The sequence below is a fragment of the Paractinoplanes ferrugineus genome (genome assembly GCF_016862195.1).
GTDB lineage: Bacteria > Actinomycetota > Actinomycetes > Mycobacteriales > Micromonosporaceae > Actinoplanes > Actinoplanes ferrugineus.
Window position 1 is genome coordinate 74761 of sequence record NZ_BOMM01000055.1, and the last position, 15670, is coordinate 90430.

Annotated in this window: 14 protein-coding genes; 10 read left to right on the top strand and 4 right to left on the bottom strand. The window is 70.8% G+C overall.

Going from position 1 to position 15670, the window contains the following annotated elements; all coding sequences use genetic code 11:
• Window positions 1–13: 13 nt before the first annotated feature.
• Entirely contained in the window at window positions 14–334 is a 321-nt protein-coding gene (locus Afe05nite_RS31375) for a hypothetical protein (protein WP_203820866.1), read from the bottom strand.
• Between the two features lie 167 nt (window positions 335–501).
• On the opposite strand from Afe05nite_RS31375, the gene lpdA reads away from it, so the two are divergent.
• The 6 genes from lpdA (at window position 502) to Afe05nite_RS31405 (ending at window position 7502) form a co-directional block, all read left to right on the top strand.
• Window positions 502–1893, top strand: coding sequence for a dihydrolipoyl dehydrogenase (gene lpdA, locus Afe05nite_RS31380; protein ID WP_203820867.1), 1392 nt, complete (start codon window positions 502–504; stop codon window positions 1891–1893).
• 37 nt (window positions 1894–1930) lie between these two features.
• The gene (gene sucB, locus Afe05nite_RS31385) at window positions 1931–3799 is read left to right on the top strand and encodes a 2-oxoglutarate dehydrogenase, E2 component, dihydrolipoamide succinyltransferase (RefSeq protein ID WP_203820868.1); all 1869 of its coding nucleotides are present in this window, start codon (window positions 1931–1933) and stop codon (window positions 3797–3799) included.
• A gap of 76 nt (window positions 3800–3875) precedes the next feature.
• Window positions 3876–4790, top strand: a complete 915-nt coding sequence (locus Afe05nite_RS31390; protein ID WP_203820869.1) for a TIGR01777 family oxidoreductase — start codon at window positions 3876–3878, stop codon at window positions 4788–4790.
• A 32-nt stretch (window positions 4791–4822) separates the two neighbouring features.
• On the top strand, window positions 4823–6676 hold the full coding sequence (locus Afe05nite_RS31395) for a DUF6311 domain-containing protein (protein WP_239118319.1): 1854 nt from the start codon (window positions 4823–4825) through the stop codon (window positions 6674–6676).
• 26 nt (window positions 6677–6702) lie between these two features.
• Window positions 6703–7338, top strand: a complete 636-nt coding sequence (gene lipB / locus Afe05nite_RS31400; protein WP_203820870.1) for a lipoyl(octanoyl) transferase LipB — start codon at window positions 6703–6705, stop codon at window positions 7336–7338.
• Window positions 7338–7502, top strand: a complete 165-nt coding sequence (locus Afe05nite_RS31405) for a peptide ABC transporter substrate-binding protein (RefSeq protein ID WP_203820871.1) — start codon at window positions 7338–7340, stop codon at window positions 7500–7502. Before lipB ends, Afe05nite_RS31405 begins: the two co-directional genes overlap by 1 nt.
• On the opposite strand, the gene Afe05nite_RS31410 is transcribed toward Afe05nite_RS31405, so the two are convergent.
• Both Afe05nite_RS31410 and aspS read right to left on the bottom strand, forming a co-directional pair.
• Complete coding sequence (locus tag Afe05nite_RS31410; protein ID WP_203820872.1) at window positions 7495–8664, bottom strand: outer membrane protein assembly factor BamB family protein; 1170 nt, start codon at window positions 8662–8664, stop codon at window positions 7495–7497. The genes Afe05nite_RS31405 and Afe05nite_RS31410 overlap by 8 nt on opposite strands.
• A gap of 35 nt (window positions 8665–8699) precedes the next feature.
• A complete protein-coding gene (gene aspS / locus Afe05nite_RS31415) occupies window positions 8700–9962 on the bottom strand; it encodes an aspartate--tRNA(Asn) ligase (protein WP_203820873.1) in 1263 nt (420 codons plus the stop codon).
• 352 nt (window positions 9963–10314) lie between these two features.
• Here aspS and lipA point away from each other — a divergent pair, with 352 nt between their 5' ends.
• The 3 genes from lipA to Afe05nite_RS31430 all read left to right on the top strand — a co-directional run bounded on the left by lipA (window position 10315) and on the right by Afe05nite_RS31430 (window position 13366).
• Window positions 10315–11238 (top strand): lipoyl synthase, encoded by a 924-nt coding sequence (gene lipA / locus Afe05nite_RS31420; protein WP_203820874.1) that lies wholly within the window; start codon window positions 10315–10317, stop codon window positions 11236–11238.
• Between the two features lie 294 nt (window positions 11239–11532).
• The gene (locus Afe05nite_RS31425) at window positions 11533–12552 is read left to right on the top strand and encodes a hypothetical protein (RefSeq protein ID WP_203820875.1); all 1020 of its coding nucleotides are present in this window, start codon (window positions 11533–11535) and stop codon (window positions 12550–12552) included.
• Window positions 12553–12673: 121 nt separating this feature from the next.
• Complete coding sequence (locus Afe05nite_RS31430; protein WP_203820876.1) at window positions 12674–13366, top strand: DUF4191 domain-containing protein; 693 nt, start codon at window positions 12674–12676, stop codon at window positions 13364–13366.
• A 61-nt stretch (window positions 13367–13427) separates the two neighbouring features.
• Here the strand turns inward: Afe05nite_RS31430 and Afe05nite_RS31435 are convergent, their stop codons facing one another.
• On the bottom strand, window positions 13428–13829 hold the full coding sequence (locus Afe05nite_RS31435) for an RDD family protein (protein ID WP_203820877.1): 402 nt from the start codon (window positions 13827–13829) through the stop codon (window positions 13428–13430).
• Window positions 13830–14052: 223 nt separating this feature from the next.
• Between Afe05nite_RS31435 and glnA the strand changes: the two genes are divergently transcribed.
• Window positions 14053–15477, top strand: coding sequence for a type I glutamate--ammonia ligase (glnA, locus tag Afe05nite_RS31440; protein WP_203820878.1), 1425 nt, complete (start codon window positions 14053–14055; stop codon window positions 15475–15477).
• Window positions 15478–15670 lie beyond the last annotated feature (193 nt).

Genomic DNA, 15670 nt, shown 5'->3' on the forward strand with positions numbered 1-15670 from the left:
GCCCGGCGTGGTCTCACGCCGGGCGGCGCTTCTGCCGCTCGTTGTAGTCACGCATCCGCTGCGGGTAGCCGAGCAGCTTGACGTCGTAGATCGGCACCGACAGCCCGTGCGCCCAGCGCCGGGCAATCTCCGGCGACTCGGTCCGGCGCCGGGTCCACTCGCCGTCGTGTGCGACGAGCAACACGGTGGTCTCAGTCACGGTCGTGCGCGGTTCGATGAACGCCTCGACGCCCCGTCGGGAGCGGACGAACTCCGCCAAATGCTCAAGATCGGCACGATCCACCGGCCGACCCGCCGACTGGCCCGGCACCCGCCGCCGCCGAAACCACGCCACCTGACGCTCCTCACGCTCAATTTGCCCGCAAGGGTACGACGTGACGGCACGCCGGTGGCGCACCTGACTGCATCGATCGGTTCCACAAGTGACAAGATGGCTTGGACATACTGTGACCGTTGCCATTGTGTGACCCACATGGCAACGATGCGACCACTGGAGTCAACGTGAGCCAGCCGAACGGCGAAACCTTCGACATCGTCATTCTCGGCGCCGGCAGTGGTGGTTATGCGGCCGCTCTGCGGGCTGCCGAGCTCAACCTCTCCGTAGCGCTGATCGACAAGGCCGAGCTGGGCGGCACCTGCCTGCACCGCGGCTGCATCCCGACCAAGGCGCTGCTGCACGCCGCCGAGGTCGCCGATCAGACCCGCGAGGCCGAGAGTTTCGGCATCAAGGCCGAACTGCTGGGCATCGACATGGCCGCGGTCAACTCGTACAAGGACGGGATCGTCGCCCGCCTTTACAAGGGCCTGAACGGCCTGCTCACGCACAACAAGAACATCACCGTGGTGGCCGGCGAGGGCAAGCTCGTCGCCAAGGACACGGTCGAGGTCGCCGGTAAGCGCTACACCGGCCGCAACATCATCCTGGCCAGCGGCTCCTACTCCCGCTCGCTGCCGGGCCTCGAGGTCGACGGCCGCCGGGTGCTCACCAGCGAGCACGCCCTGAAGCTCGACCGCGTGCCCGCCTCCGCGATCGTGCTCGGCGGCGGCGTCATCGGCGTCGAGTTCGCCAGCGTGTGGAAGTCGCTGGGCGCCGACGTGACCATCCTCGAGGCGCTCCCCCGGCTGGTCGCGCTCGAGGACGAGGACGTCTCGAAGCAGCTGGAGCGCGCGTTCCGGAAGCGGAAGATCAACTTCAAGGTCGGCAAGCCGTTCGAGAAGGTCGAGCACACCGAGAACGGGGTGCGCGCCACCATCCAGGGCGGCGAGACCGTCGAGGCCGAGCTCCTGCTGGTCGCCGTCGGCCGCGGCCCGACCACCGCCGGACTCGGTTACGAGCAGCAGGGCATCAAGCTCGAGCGCGGCTTCGTGATCACCAACGAGCGCCTGCACACCGGCGTCGGGAACATCTACGCGGTCGGCGACATCGTGCCGGGCCTGCAGCTCGCGCACCGCGGCTTCCAGCAGGGCATCTTCGTCGCCGAGGAGATCGCGGGCAAGAAGCCGGCGGTCATCGACGAGACCGGCATCCCCCGGGTCACCTACTGCGACCCGGAGATCGCCTCGATGGGCCTCACCGAGACCAAGGCCAAGGAGACGTACGGCGCGGACAGCGTCGAGACGTACAACTACAACCTCGGCGGCAACGGCAAGAGCCAGATCCTCAAGACGCAGGGCTTCGTGAAGCTGGTGCGGCGCAAGGACGGCCCGGTGCTCGGCGTGCACATGATCGGCGCCCGGATGAGCGAGCAGGTCGGCGAGGCGCAGCTCATCTACAACTGGGAAGCCTTCCCCGAGGAGGTCGCCCAGCTGGTGCACGCGCACCCGACGCAGAACGAGGCGCTGGGCGAGGCGTTCCTCGCGCTCGCCGGCAAGCCCCTGCACGCACACAGCTGATTTCTCAAGACGACGCGGTTAGAAGGAGTTCGTAGACATGCCGGTATCGGTCACCATGCCGCGGCTGGGTGAGAGCGTCACCGAGGGCACCGTCACTCGCTGGCTCAAGCAGGAGGGCGAGCGCGTCGAGGCCGACGAGCCACTGCTCGAGGTCTCCACCGACAAAGTCGACACGGAGATCCCGTCGCCGGCCGCGGGCGTGCTCACGCGCATCGTCGTCGGTGAGGACGAGACCGCCGACGTCGGCAGCGAGCTCGCCGTGATCTCGGGCGACGGGGAGGACGCGGGTTCGTCGGAGCCGGCGCCCGCCGCCGCCGCGCAGGCCGAGGCCGAGCCGGAGCCCGAGCCCGCCGCGCCCACCACCCCCTCCACCGAGAAGCCGGTCGAGGAGGAGGCCCCGGCGCCGCGGACCGCGTCCGCGGCCGGCTCGGGCGAGGGCACCGAGGTGAAGATGCCGGCGCTCGGCGAGAGCGTCACCGAGGGCACCGTCACCCGCTGGCTCAAGCAGGTCGGCGAGACCATCGAGGTCGACGAGCCGCTGCTCGAGGTCTCCACCGACAAGGTCGACACCGAGATCCCGTCGCCGGCCGCCGGGACGGTGCTCGAGATCCGCGTGCCCGAGGACGAGACGGCCGACGTCGGCGCCGTGCTCGCGGTGATCGGCTCCGAGGCGGCGACCCCGAAGCCGGCGGCGCCCAAGCCGGACGCCCCGGCTCCGCAGCAGGCCCCCGCCCCCGAGCAGGAGTCGGCGCCCAAGCAGGAGTCGGCGGCCAAGCAGGAGTCGGCGCCCGCCCCGAAGATCGAGTCCGTTCCGGGGCCGTCGGTCGCCGGTGACTCGTACGCGGCACCGTCCGCCGAGGCCGAGACCGCGGCCGACCCGGTCGCGGCCGAGCAGGCCGCCGAACAGCCCGCCCCGGCCGCCCCGGCCGCCGCGGCGGTGCAGGGCAACGGAGCCGGCGACGCCGGTTACCTGACCCCGCTGGTGCGCAAGCTCGCCGCCGAGAAGGGCGTGGACCTGGCCGGCCTGACCGGCACCGGGGTGGGTGGCCGCATCCGCAAGCAGGACGTGCTCGACGCGGCCGAGGCCGCCGCCAAGCCGGCCCCGGCCCCCGCGGCCGCCCCGGCCGCGGCGGCTCCGGCGGCTGCCGCCCCGGCCGCCAAGGCCAAGCCGGCACCGAGCCCGCTGCGGGGCCGCACCGAGAAGCTGACCCGCACCCGGGCCACCATCGCCCGCCGCATGGTCGAGTCGCTGCAGGTCTCGGCCCAGCTCACCACGGTCGTCGAGGTCGACGTCACCAAGGTCGCCGACCTGCGCAACCGGGCCAAGGCCGACTTCCAGGCCAAGCACGGGGTGAAGCTCACCTTCAACCCGTTCTTCGCGCTCGCCGCCGTCGAGGCGCTCCAGCAGCACCCGGTCGTCAACTCGTCGATCGACCTGGAGGCCGGCACGGTCACCTACCACGACGCCGAGCACCTGGGCGTCGCGGTGGACACCCCGAAGGGCCTGATCGTCCCGGTGATCCGGGACGCCGGTGACCTCAACCTCGCCGGTCTGGCCAAGCGGATCGCGGACGTCGCCGACCGCACCCGCAACAACAAGATCGGTCCGGACGAGATCTCGGGCGGCACCTTCACGCTCACCAACACCGGCAGCCGGGGCGCGCTGTTCGACACCCCGATCATCAACCAGCCGCAGGTCGGCATCCTCGGCACCGGTGCGGTGGTCAAGCGCGCCGTGGTCGTCACCGACCCCAACCTGGGCGAGGTCATCGTGCCGCGCTCGATGGTCTTCCTGGCGCTGAGCTACGACCACCGGATCGTCGACGGCGCCGACGCCGCCCGCTTCCTGGTGACCTTGAAGGAGCGCCTGGAGGGCGGCCAGTTCGAGTACGAGCTCGGCCTGTAGGAAAGCATCAAGAAAGGGGGCGCTTCGGCGCCCCCTTTCGTTTTGAACAGGTTCGAGTGCGGGCATCATGGGAGACATGCGCATCCTGATGGCCGGTGCCTCCGGCTTCCTCGGCACGCGGCTGGCCGATCGGCTCAGCGGTGCCGGACACGAGATCACCCGGCTGGTCCGGCACTCCCGGCCCGGCCCCGGCGAGGCCCGCTGGGAGCCGTCGCAGGGCCAGCTCGACCCGGCCCTCGTGGCCGGCACCGACGCGGTGATCAACCTGGCCGGTGCGGGCATCGGGGACAAGCGCTGGTCCGCCCATTACCGCAGCGTGTTGCGCTCGAGCCGGGTCGACACCACCGGCACGCTCGCCCGGGTGATCAAGAACCTGCCCGCCGGCGACCGCCCGCGGGCGATGCTGCAGGCGTCCGGGGTCGGCTGGTACGGCGACACCGGCGACACCCCCACCACCGAGGAAGCGCCGGCCGGCAAGACGTTCCTGGCCGACCTGTGCCGGGTGTGGGAGGCCGCGGCCCGGCCCGCCGAGGACGCCGGCACCCGGGTCGTGCTGCTGCGCACCGCCCCGATCGTCGACTCCGCGGGTGGCCTGCTCAAGCCGCTGCTGGTGCCGTTCAAGCTGGGCGCCGGCGCGAAGCTGGGCGGCGGCCGGCAGTGGATGGCGTGGATGGCGCTCGCCGACTGGCTCGCCGCCACCGAGATGCTCCTCGAGCAGGACATCGCCGGGCCGGTGAACATGGTCGGGGCGAAGCAGTGCACCAACGCCGAGTTCACCAAGGCGCTGGCGAAGGTGCTGCACCGGCCGGCCCTGTTCGCGGTTCCCGGCTTCGCGCTCGACGTCGCGCTGGGTGGTCTCGCGGAGGAGCTGCAGGTCAGTCAGCGGGCCGTGCCGGCGGTGCTGGAGCGCGCCGGGTTCCGCTGGTCCTACCCGGACATCGAGAGCGCGCTGCGGGCCGCGGTCGGGGCACAAGCTGCCACTCCCCACTGAGCTGCCCGAGTTTGCTTGCTAACCTGCGCGTGATGTCCGTCGCAGCCACCGCCCCCGCGTCCGCCGATGATCGGCCGACCCCACCGCCCGAGGACACCCGTACGGTGCTCCAACGGCTGCGGTCGCACCTGCTCGTCGCGGTGATCGCGCTCGGCATGGGGGTCTATCTGACGCATGGGCTGTGGCAGCAGCCGTACCGCCACGTGATCGCCGACAACGTCGGCGATCAGGCGTTCTTCGAGTGGGTGCTGGCGTACGGCGTGCACCTGCTCCGGGACGGCGGCGATCCGTTCTTCACCGACCTGATGAACACGCCGCTGGGCGTCAACCTGGCCGCGAACACGTCGATCACCGTCTTCGCGATCCTGTTCGCCCCGCTGACCGTGCTGGCCGGCCCGCAGGTCACGTTCGTGACGATCCTGACGCTCAACATGGCCGCGTCCGCGTTCGTCTGGTACCTGTTCCTCGACCGCTGGCTCGCCCGTAACCGGCTGTCGGCCGCCATCGGCGGCCTGTTCTGCGGGTTCGCGCCCGGTTTCGTCTCGCACGCCAACGGCCACCTCAACTGGACGGCCGGCTGGATCGCCCCGCTGGTGCTGTGGTGGCTGCTGCGGTTGCGCGAGAAGGGCCGCTGGCTGCGCCACGGGGTGATCCTCGGCCTGCTGCTCGGCACCTGCTTCTCGATCGCCGCCGAGGGACTGTTCTTCACCGCCCTGGCCGGTGGCGTCTTCGTGCTCGCCTGGTCGGCGTCCCGCACCACCTGGCCGGAGGCGCGGGCGGCGCTGCCCACCATGCTGGCCGGGCTGGGGGTGACCGCCGTGGTGGCGTCCGCCCTGCTGGCGTACCCGCTCTACATGCACTTCGCGGGCCCGCAGACGTTCAAGGGCACCGGCTTCAACCAGAAGCACTACGCCGAGGACCTCGCGTCGTTCTTCTCGTTCTCGGAGCGCAGCCTGGCCGCGAAGGCCGGTTTCGGCAGCGACCTGGCGCCCAACCCGACCGAGGCGACGTCGTTCTTCGGCCTGCCCCTGATGATCCTGGTCGTCGTCTCGCTGGTGCTGCTGCACCGGCGGGCCGACCGGGGTCGCCGGGCCACGTTGCGCGCGCTGGCCGTCGTCGGCGTGGTCTTCATGCTGATCTCGATGGGCCCGCGGTTGCTCTACATGGGCGACGAGACCCACATCCCGCTGCCCTACGCCCTGCTCCAGCGCCTGCCGTTGTTCGACTCGGCGTTGCCGCTGCGGTTCGCGCTGGTGCTCGTCGGGGTCATCGGCATCGTCCTGGCGCTGATCGCCGACGTGCTGCTGGACCGTACGGTGATGCCGCACCCGGCGCAGGCCGCGTTCGCCTCGGCGTTCGCGTTCGCGCTGATCCCGGTCTTCCCGCTGCCGCTGCTCTACCGGGAGCGGGCGCCGGAGCCGAAGTTCGTCTCGAGCGGCGCCTGGCAGCGGTACGTGCCGGCGGGCGGGACGATGTCCGCGCTCCCGTTCGCCATCAACGTGGCCGCGGACGGGCAGCGCTGGCAGGCGTACACCATGGCTCGGGGCGGCCGGCAGTTCCGCATCCCGGACGGTTATTTCCTCGGCCCCTCCGACGGCGGAGCCGAAGAGGAGGGCCGCATCGGTGCCATGCCGCGCCGCACCGACTGGATGTTCCTGCGGGCCGCGTTGTACGGCCATATCACCGCGGTCACCGACGACGACCGGGAGAACGCCCGCTACGACTTCCAGTACTGGGGGATCAGCGCGGTGTTCCTGCCGTCGGCCATCACCGGGCCGGACGGCATGCTCTACCACGCGGCCCTCGAGATCGTCGCCACCGACCTGCTCGGCACTCCGGAGAAGGTCGACGACGTGCTGGTGTGGCGTATCGAACCGCGGAGCTAGCGAGCCGCGGAGCTAGGCTGAACAGCGTGACAACCTCCACGCTCACCGTGCTGCGTCCGGGCCTGGTCGACTACCGTGCGGCCTGGGAGTCCCAGCGCCGCCTGCACGACGCGGTAGTGGCGGGCGACCAGCCCGACACCGTCCTGCTGCTGGAGCACCCCAGCGTCTTCACCGCCGGCAAGCGCACCGAGCCGGCCGACCGGCCGCTGGACGGCACCCCGGTCGTCGACGTCGACCGCGGCGGCAAGATCACCTGGCACGGCCCGGGTCAGCTGGTCGGCTACCCGATCCTGCGCCTGAGCGACCCGATCGACGTGGTCGCCTACGTCCGCCGTACCGAACAGTTGTTGATCGATGTCTGCGCCGAGTTCGGCGTCGTGGCGCAGCGCAGCGCGGTCGCCGGGCGCAGCGGCGCCTGGGTCCTCGCCGACGAGCGCGGCCCCGACCGCAAGATCGCGGCGATCGGCATCCGGGTCGCGCGCGGCGTCACCCAGCACGGTTTCGCGCTGAACTGCGACTGCGACCTGACGCAGTACGACCGTTTCGTCCCCTGCGGCATCCGCGACGCCGGGGTCACCTCGCTGAGCGCCGAACTGGGCCGGGACGTGCCGGTGGCCGAGGTGCTGCCGGTGCTGGAGAAGCACCTGCCTACGCTGCTCTGATGGCTCTCTACCGCGACCCGCGCGACAAGCGGGTCTTCGTGCCCAAGAAGGGCGGCGGGGTGGCGCTCAACTTCGGCCACCCCATCGCGTGGACCATCCTCGTCTGCACCACGATCGTCCCCCTGATCATCGTGGCCGTGGTGACCGTCGGGGTGCTCATCTGACCTTCCAGACGGTGACCGCCTGCGCGTCCCCCGGACAGACCAGGTAGTCGCCGGTGAGCGAGCACGAGCGGCTGCGCACCACCAGCGGCAGCACGCCGAGGATCTCCCCGCTGACCAGCCCGGTCACCCACGTACGGTCCCGGTCGTTGCGCAGCAGCAGGTCGCCGGCCACCGCGCCGCGGCCGTAGGTCCGCACCACCCGCCCGTCGGCCGGGTCGAGCCGGGCCGCGGTGAGGTCGTCGGCGACCGCGAGGCCGTCCGGGGTGATCGACCGCCACCGCGGGCCGGTCCAGCGGATCCCGCCGGTGGCCGGGTCGATCGCGGTCACCCCGCGCCCGCCGGTGGCGCAGATCAGCGTGCCGCAGGCGGCCAGCGTGTCCGGCTCGGCGATCCGCACCCGCCACCGGGGGCGCAGGTCGGGCAGCCGGTACGCCGCCAGGAACATGTCCGTGTGCAGGTAGAGCGTGTCGCCGATGATCGTCTCGGACTGGCCGCCCTCGGCCCACTCCCACGGGTCGACGGCCCGGCCCCGCCCGCCCGACAGCAGGTGCCCGTCGTCCGCCGACAGCAGCGACGGCAGCCCTTGCTGGTCGACGGCGAGAACCGTCCGGTGCGCCGGGTCGGTGTCGAGCACCATCGCCGGCCCCGGCCGCTGCCAGAGGGTGCGCCCGGTGACCAGGTCGGCCATCCGGGTCACGCCGTCGCTGTCCACCACCACGCGGTCCCCGGCCACACTCGCGATCGCGTAGTCGGACGTGCGCCACCGCACCTTGCCGGTGCGCGCGTCCAGGAAGGTGATCCGCCCGTCCCGGCCCGGCGACACCACCAGCGTCGAGCCCGTGTCGTCGAGCTCCAGCGTCGGCTCGCCGGCGCTGACCGGCACACTCCACCGGGGGCCGCCCGGCACGACCGGCGCGGCCCGCACCACCGCGCCGGTCCCGCCGGCCGCCGCCTGGGCGGTGTAGAGAGCGGTCGCGCCGAGCCGGTAGGAGCTGACCGTCAGGCCGCCGCTGCCGGCGACCTCCACCATCGGGCGCAGCCGGGCCGGTGACGCCGCCCCGCCCAGCAGGAGCAGGAGCAGCGCCACCACCACGTGCCGCGGTCGCACCGGGCGTGGCCGCCGCCGCACCGGTGGCGGCGGCACATCGAGATCGATAAGCACCGGCCCGGTCGACCCCGTCCCTCGTCAGAACCGCTTCACGGCGTGCAGCGGTGCAGGTCGCGAGGGAACGCGGTGGCCCCGCGCACGTTCGCGATCCCCAGCAGCCGGGCCACGAACCGTTCCAGCCCGATCGCCCACCCGCCGTGCGGCGGCATCCCGTAGCGGAACCCGGCCAGATAACCGGCGTAGGGCTCCAGCGGTTCGCCGGCCGCCGTCAACGCGGCGACGTAGTCGTCGTACCGATGCAGCCGCTGGCCCCCGGTGACGATCTCCAAACCCCGGAAGAGCAGGTCGAAGCCGTTCGAGTACGCCTCGTCGCGCGGGTCGGGGTGAGTGTAGAACGGCCGTTTGCGCATCGGGTAGCCGGTCACGAAGAGGAACTCGGAGTCGTGTTCCCGTACGGCCCATTCCCCCAGTGCGCGTTCGTGCTCGGGGGCCAGGTCGCCGTCGTCGCGCGCCCCGACGATCCGCAGCGCCTCGGTGAACGACACCGCCGGGATCTCCGCAGGCACCTTCGGGGTCGCCACCCGGGTGCGCTCGGTGATGGTCGACGTCATCACGCCGAGCGTCCGGTTCAGGGCCGCCATCACGTCCCGGTGGTCCGCCACGAAACCCATCTCGGCGTCGAGTGACGTGTATTGGGCCAGGTGGCGGGCGGTGTCGCTGGGTTCGGCCCGGAACACCGGGCCGACCTCGAAGACCCGCTCGAGGACGCCGACCATCAACTGCTTGTAGAACTGCGGCGACTGCGCCAGGTAGGCGGGACGTCCGAAGTAGTCGACGGTGAAGACACCGGCGCCCGTCTCGGTGGACGACCCGACGATCTTCGGGGTGTGGATCTCGACGAATCGCTGCTCGGTCAGCGCCGTCCGAAAGCCGGCCGTCGCCGCCGCCGCGACCTGCAGTGCGGCCCGCCGGGCCGGATGCCGCAGGGCGAGCGCCGCATGGTCGAGCTGGGTCGGCAGGCTCGCGCTCAGCGCGGGCCGATGCATGTCGAACGGCAGCTGTACGTCCACAGCGGACAGCACCCGGATCGCCGGGCCGGTCAGCTCGACCCCGCCGGGGGCTTGCTCGTTGCCGGTGACCGTGGCGGTGACCTCGACGACGCTCTCCTCGGCGAGCGATTCGAGCTGGGCGCGGGTCGCGGGTTCGGTGACGACGACCTGACTCAGCCCGTGGGCGTCGCGGACGATCAGGAAGGCCACCGATTTGAGCAGCCGGCGGCGGTGGATCCAGCCGGCGATGGTCACCGGGCGGCCGGTGTGCCGCGCCAACTGGGTGGAGAGGATGCGTTGCATGGCGGGGTCCTCCTCTGGGTGTCTGCAACGCGGCCCCAGGGAGATGTGGGCGAGCGGGATCCTCGCGGTGCCACCACACCTTCGCGCCTTGCGGCGCCTCTTTCCGTGCTCGGCTCAGGAGTGTCTTCGCGCCCCGGCGCACGGGCCACCGTCACAGCTCGTGGTGGCTCTCTCGGCCGGCGATCCGGGGCGTTACTCGGTTCCGTCACTGCCGTCCGCCGACGTTAACAGCGGGGGATTTTCCGGCGAAACCCTATTAACGCGGTACGCGTGACCGCGGTCACAGGTTCCGTCCTGTGAGCGTCGTCGCCCCTGTCTCGGCAGCGGCCTATTCAGGCGTAATCTCGGGGCTGTGACTATTGCTCCCGAGGGCCGCCGCCTGCTGCGCATCGAAGCGCGCAACGCCGAAACTCCCATCGAGCGGAAGCCTCCGTGGATCAAGGTCAAAGCCAAGATGGGCCCCGAATACACCCAGATGCGGGGCCTGGTGCAGAAGGAAGGCCTGCACACGGTCTGCCAGGAGGCGGGCTGCCCGAACATCTACGAGTGCTGGGAAGACCGCGAGGCCACCTTCCTGATCGGCGGTGACCAGTGCACCCGCCGCTGCGACTTCTGCCAGATCGACACCGGTAAGCCGGCCGAGTTCGACGCCGACGAGCCCCGCCGGGTCGGCGAGTCGGTCGCCACGATGGGCCTGCGCTACGCCACGGTGACCGGCGTCGCCCGCGACGACCTCCCGGACGGCGGCGCCTGGCTCTACGCCGAGACGGTCCGCCAGATCCACAAGCTCCAGCCCGGCTGCGGCGTCGAGCTGCTGATCCCCGACTTCAACGCCGACCCCGACCAGCTCGCCGAGGTCTTCGGCGCGGCACCCGAGGTGCTCGCGCACAACGTCGAGACGGTCCCCCGCATCTTCAAGCGCATCCGCCCCGGCTTCCGCTACGAACGCTCCCTCGGCGTCCTCACCCAGGCCCGCGCGGCCGGCCTGGTCACCAAGAGCAACCTGATCCTCGGCATGGGCGAGGAGCGCTCCGAGATCTCCCAGGCCCTGCGCGATCTGCACGGCGCGGGCTGCGAGCTGATCACCATCACGCAATACCTGCGGCCCACCCCGCGCCACCACCCGGTCGAGCGCTGGGTGAAGCCGGAGGAGTTCGTCGAGCTCCGCGAGGAGGCCGAGCAGATCGGCTTCGCCGGCGTGATGAGCGGCCCCCTGGTCCGTTCCTCCTACCGCGCCGGCCGCCTCTACCGCCAGGCCCTCGACGCCCGCGGCTGACCCCTGCTTTCCCGCGATGCCCCGGCCACGTGCCGGGGCATCGCCGTTTCCACCGCCGCCCGCCCGGCCCGGCCGCCGCTTCAGCGGCCCGCCGTGGTCGCTTCGGGAGCTTGGATCCGCCACTCGGCCCATTGGCGATGACCATTTATCCTGCCTAATCTTGATCAGTCGGGACAAATCGTTCCGGCGGGGAGACGCAGAACCGGGCCGAGCTCCACTCGGTCACCCTCGACCGGCCCGGTGAGTCAGTGGTGAGACCGCCCCCATGTGATCGAGCTCTTGGGGGCCCCGGCAGTGCGTCGGTTCTTGCTCGTCCTGTCCGTCATCGCCGTCCTGCTCGGGCTGACCACCCCGGCCGCCGCTGCCGGCGCCGCCGCCGGTGCCGCCGGTTGTGTGCCCGCCGCCGCGGCCACCTACCGGCACAGCTTCGACGGCGCGGCCGGCACCGCGACGATCACCGCGAACCGTCCGCTCTGCGCCGGCCCCGCCCAGACCTTCTCCCTGGTCTCCTACACGACCGGCGCCTACGGCTCGGCGGCCGGCCAGTTCATCTACGAGACGGCCCGCGACACGATCACCGCGGCCGACCGCAGCGTGACCCTCAAGGTCGCCGTCCCCTCCTGCTACACCCAGGTCGAGGCCATCTTCGGCAGCTCGTACCAGACGGAGTCGACGACCACGGCCGCGCTCAACGGCAGCGCCGAGCTCGGCGTACCCGGCTCCCGGTCGCAGGGCCCCCAGGCCTGGTACTCCGGCGGCTCCACGGCGTGCACCGCCCGCCCGGCCGCCACGGTCACCAACGCCTGCGACGGCACGTTCACGGTCCTGCTGTCGAACAGCGGCGGCACCCCGGCCGTCTTCCTGACCGGCTCCCGCCGCATCCGCGTGCACTCCGGTGCCACCACGACGCTCACACCCGCCCGGGGCAGCACCGTGACCGTCCGGGACAGCAGCTTCACGACGTACGTCCTGTCCTGGCGCGCCCCGGCACAAGGCTGCGCGGGCGCGCCCGCCGCGTCCCCCACCGCGCCGGTCCCGCCGTCACCCACCGCCACCGCGACCGGCTCGGCCGGCCCGGCCACCACGTCCGCCGGCGCGTCCCCGGCACCCACCACGTCGTCCAGCGCCTACGAGTCGCCGGCGCCGCTGTTCTCCACCAGTCCGCCGGGCCCGGCCACCGCCTTCTCGCCGACCGGCTCGACCGGCGGCATGGGCACGTCGAGCATCATCGCGATCATCCTCGGCCTGCTGATGATCGGCACCGGCGCGGCCGCGGTGACGTGGTTGATCCGCACGAACCGCCGGCTCGCCTGACCGCACGGCCCGCGCCTCACCGGCAACGGTGGCCGTCAGGCGTACCGCGGCCGGCCGCACCCGCTCCCGGCGGCCCGCCCGGCCCCCGTTCGGCACGGCCGCACCACTACACTTCCGGGTTATGGCAAAACCCCAGGAGAAGGTGTCGTTCGGCGAGCGTCTGAAGCAGATCGGTCAGGTGTTCTCGTTCACGGCGAAGCAGGACAAGTGGTTCATTCCGCTGCTGGTCGCGGCGGTTCTGATCCCGGTCGCGCTCACTGTGCTCGTCGTTCTCCTGACGGGTGGCTACATCTGGATCCCGGTCGGCATCATGGTCACCCTGCTCGCCGCGGTGATCGTGCTCAACCTGCGCTCCAACGCCGCGATGATGAACGCGGCCGAGGGCCAGCCCGGCGCCGCGGCGTCGCTGATCGAGAACATGCGCGGTGACTGGCGGGTGCGACCCGCGGCCGCGTCGACCACCCAGTTCGACATGGTGCACGTGGTGCTCGGCCGGCCCGGCCTGATCCTGCTGGCCGAGGGGCACCCGCAGCGGGTCCGCGGCCTGCTCGGCGGCGAGAAGAAGCGCCTGTCGAAGGTGATCGGCAACGCCCCGATCTACGACTTCGTCATCGGCACGGAAGAGGGCCAGCTCCCGATTCGCAAGGTGCGCACCACGCTGATGCGCCTGCCGCGCAACCTCACCGGCAAGGACGTCAACGCCCTCGACAAGCGTCTCGGCGCCCTGATGGCCCGCCCGCAGATGCCCAAGGGCGCGATCCCGAAGAACATGCGGCCGACCAAGGGCCAGTTCCGCCAGCAGCGTCAGCGCTGAAAATCAAAAAACCCATTTGCGACGTACGGCGTGAGCACCGCCCTGCCGGTTGACGAGGCGGTCAACGAGGGCCGGCCGTCACCATGATCGATCGGGCGGCGCGGTCGTGCAGGCCGCGACCGTCCCCATCGGAGATCATCGCCGGGACGAACAGCCCGAGCAGTGCGGCGCGCACCACCGCCCGGGGAATCCCCACGGCGCCACCGTCCGCGATGGAAACGCATCGGATGCGGGCGATCGCCATGCCCAGCGTCTGTCCGAACAGGCCGACGAAGAACGCGTGCACCAGCACGAAGATGCCGAGCTGCGGCCACGGGTTGGCGCGCAGGTCGTCGACCAGCAGGCTGGCTACCAGCGTGGCGGCGGCCCAGTCGATGAGCAGCCCGAGCACCCGCCGGCCGAACGACGCCGTCGGCGTGCTGGCCAGATCGAGGGCCGCTGACTTGTCGCTGGTCGTTGCCATGGTGCCAGCCTAACCGGGCCGGTTTCCGCGACCGGGCGCGCGCCCACGGCCGCCGCGATAGCCTCGCGAGTGTGGCCCTGCTTACTCTCAGCGCCCGTAACACGACGGAAACAATAGGGATACGCCTGGGCAACTCGGTAGCCATAGGTTCGCCACCAGCCTAGTCACCAACGCGGCGGATCCACGCCGCTCCGGTATCGAATTCATGTGCCAGGAGGACGTGTTGTTCGCCAATCCCGAGGAACTCCTGCGATACCTCAAGGACGAGGACGTCAAATTCGTCGACGTACGGTTCTGTGACCTGCCCGGCGTGATGCAGCACTTCAACATGCCGGTCGAGTCGTTCGACGACAGTGTCGTCACTGATGGCCTCGCCTTCGACGGATCCTCGATCCGCGGGTTCCAGGCGATCCACGAGTCCGACATGATGCTGCTGCCGGACGTCTCCACCGCCTTCATCGACCCGTTCCGGTCGCAGAAGACGCTGGCCTTGAACTTCTTCATCCACGACCCGTTCACGCGTGAGGCCTACTCCCGTGACCCGCGCAACGTGGCCAAGAAGGCGGAGACCTACCTGGCCTCCAGCGGCATCGCCGACACCGCCTACTTCGGCGCCGAGGCCGAGTTCTACATCTTCGACTCGATCCGCCACTCCACCTCCGCCAACGAGGCGTTCTACCACATCGACTCGATCGAGGGTGCGTGGAACTCCGGCAAGGAGGAGGAGGGCGGCAACCGCGGCTACAAGACCGCGTACAAGGGCGGCTACTTCCCCGTCGCGCCGCTCGACCACTACAGCGACCTGCGCGACTCCATGGTGCGCCGCCTGCTGGACGCCGGCTTCACCGTCGAGCGCTCGCACCACGAGGTCGGCACCGCCGGCCAGGCCGAGATCAACTACAAGTTCTCGACCCTGCTGCACGCCGGCGACCAGATGCAGATGTTCAAGTACATCATCAAGAACACTGCCTGGGAGCACGGCAAGACCGCGACGTTCATGCCGAAGCCGCTGTTCGGCGACAACGGCTCGGGCATGCACACCCACCAGAGCCTCTGGCTGAACGGCGAGCCGCTGTTCTACGACGAGACCGGTTATGCCGGCCTGTCCGACATGGCCCGGTGGTACATCGGTGGCCTGCTGCACCACGCGCCGTCGCTGCTCGCGTTCACCAACCCGACCGTCAACTCCTACCGGCGCCTCGTGCCCGGCTACGAGGCCCCGGTCAACCTGGTCTACTCCCAGCGCAACCGCTCCGCCTGCACGCGCATCCCGGTGACGGGCAGCAACCCCAAGGCGAAGCGCATCGAGTTCCGCGTCCCGGACCCGTCGTCGAACCCGTACCTGGCGTTCTCGGCGCAGATGATGGCCGGCCTCGACGGCATCAAGAACAAGATCGAGCCCCCGGCCCCGATCGACAAGGACCTCTACGACCTCCCGCCGGAGGAGTGGGGCAGCGTCAAGCAGGTGCCGGGCTCCCTCGACGCCGTGCTCAACTCCCTCGAGTCCGACCACGAGTTCCTGACCGCCGGCGGTGTCTTCACCCCCGACCTCATCGAGACGTGGATCGACTGGAAGCGCGTCAACGAGATCGACCCGGTCCGCCTGCGCCCGACCCCGCACGAGTTCGAGATGTACTACAACGTCTGACCCCCCGCAGGGCTCTGACCAGCAGGTTTGCCCGCTCATCTGATCTTGGGCACAACCTGGGCACAACGTAGGAAGCGGCGGTCATGCTCGGCTCCCAGCCGACATGGCCGCCGTTTCGCATGTCCCTAGCGCGCCGTCGACCAACGCGCGGGTGCGGTCCAACACGTCCGGCCACTCGTGCACGTACTGATTG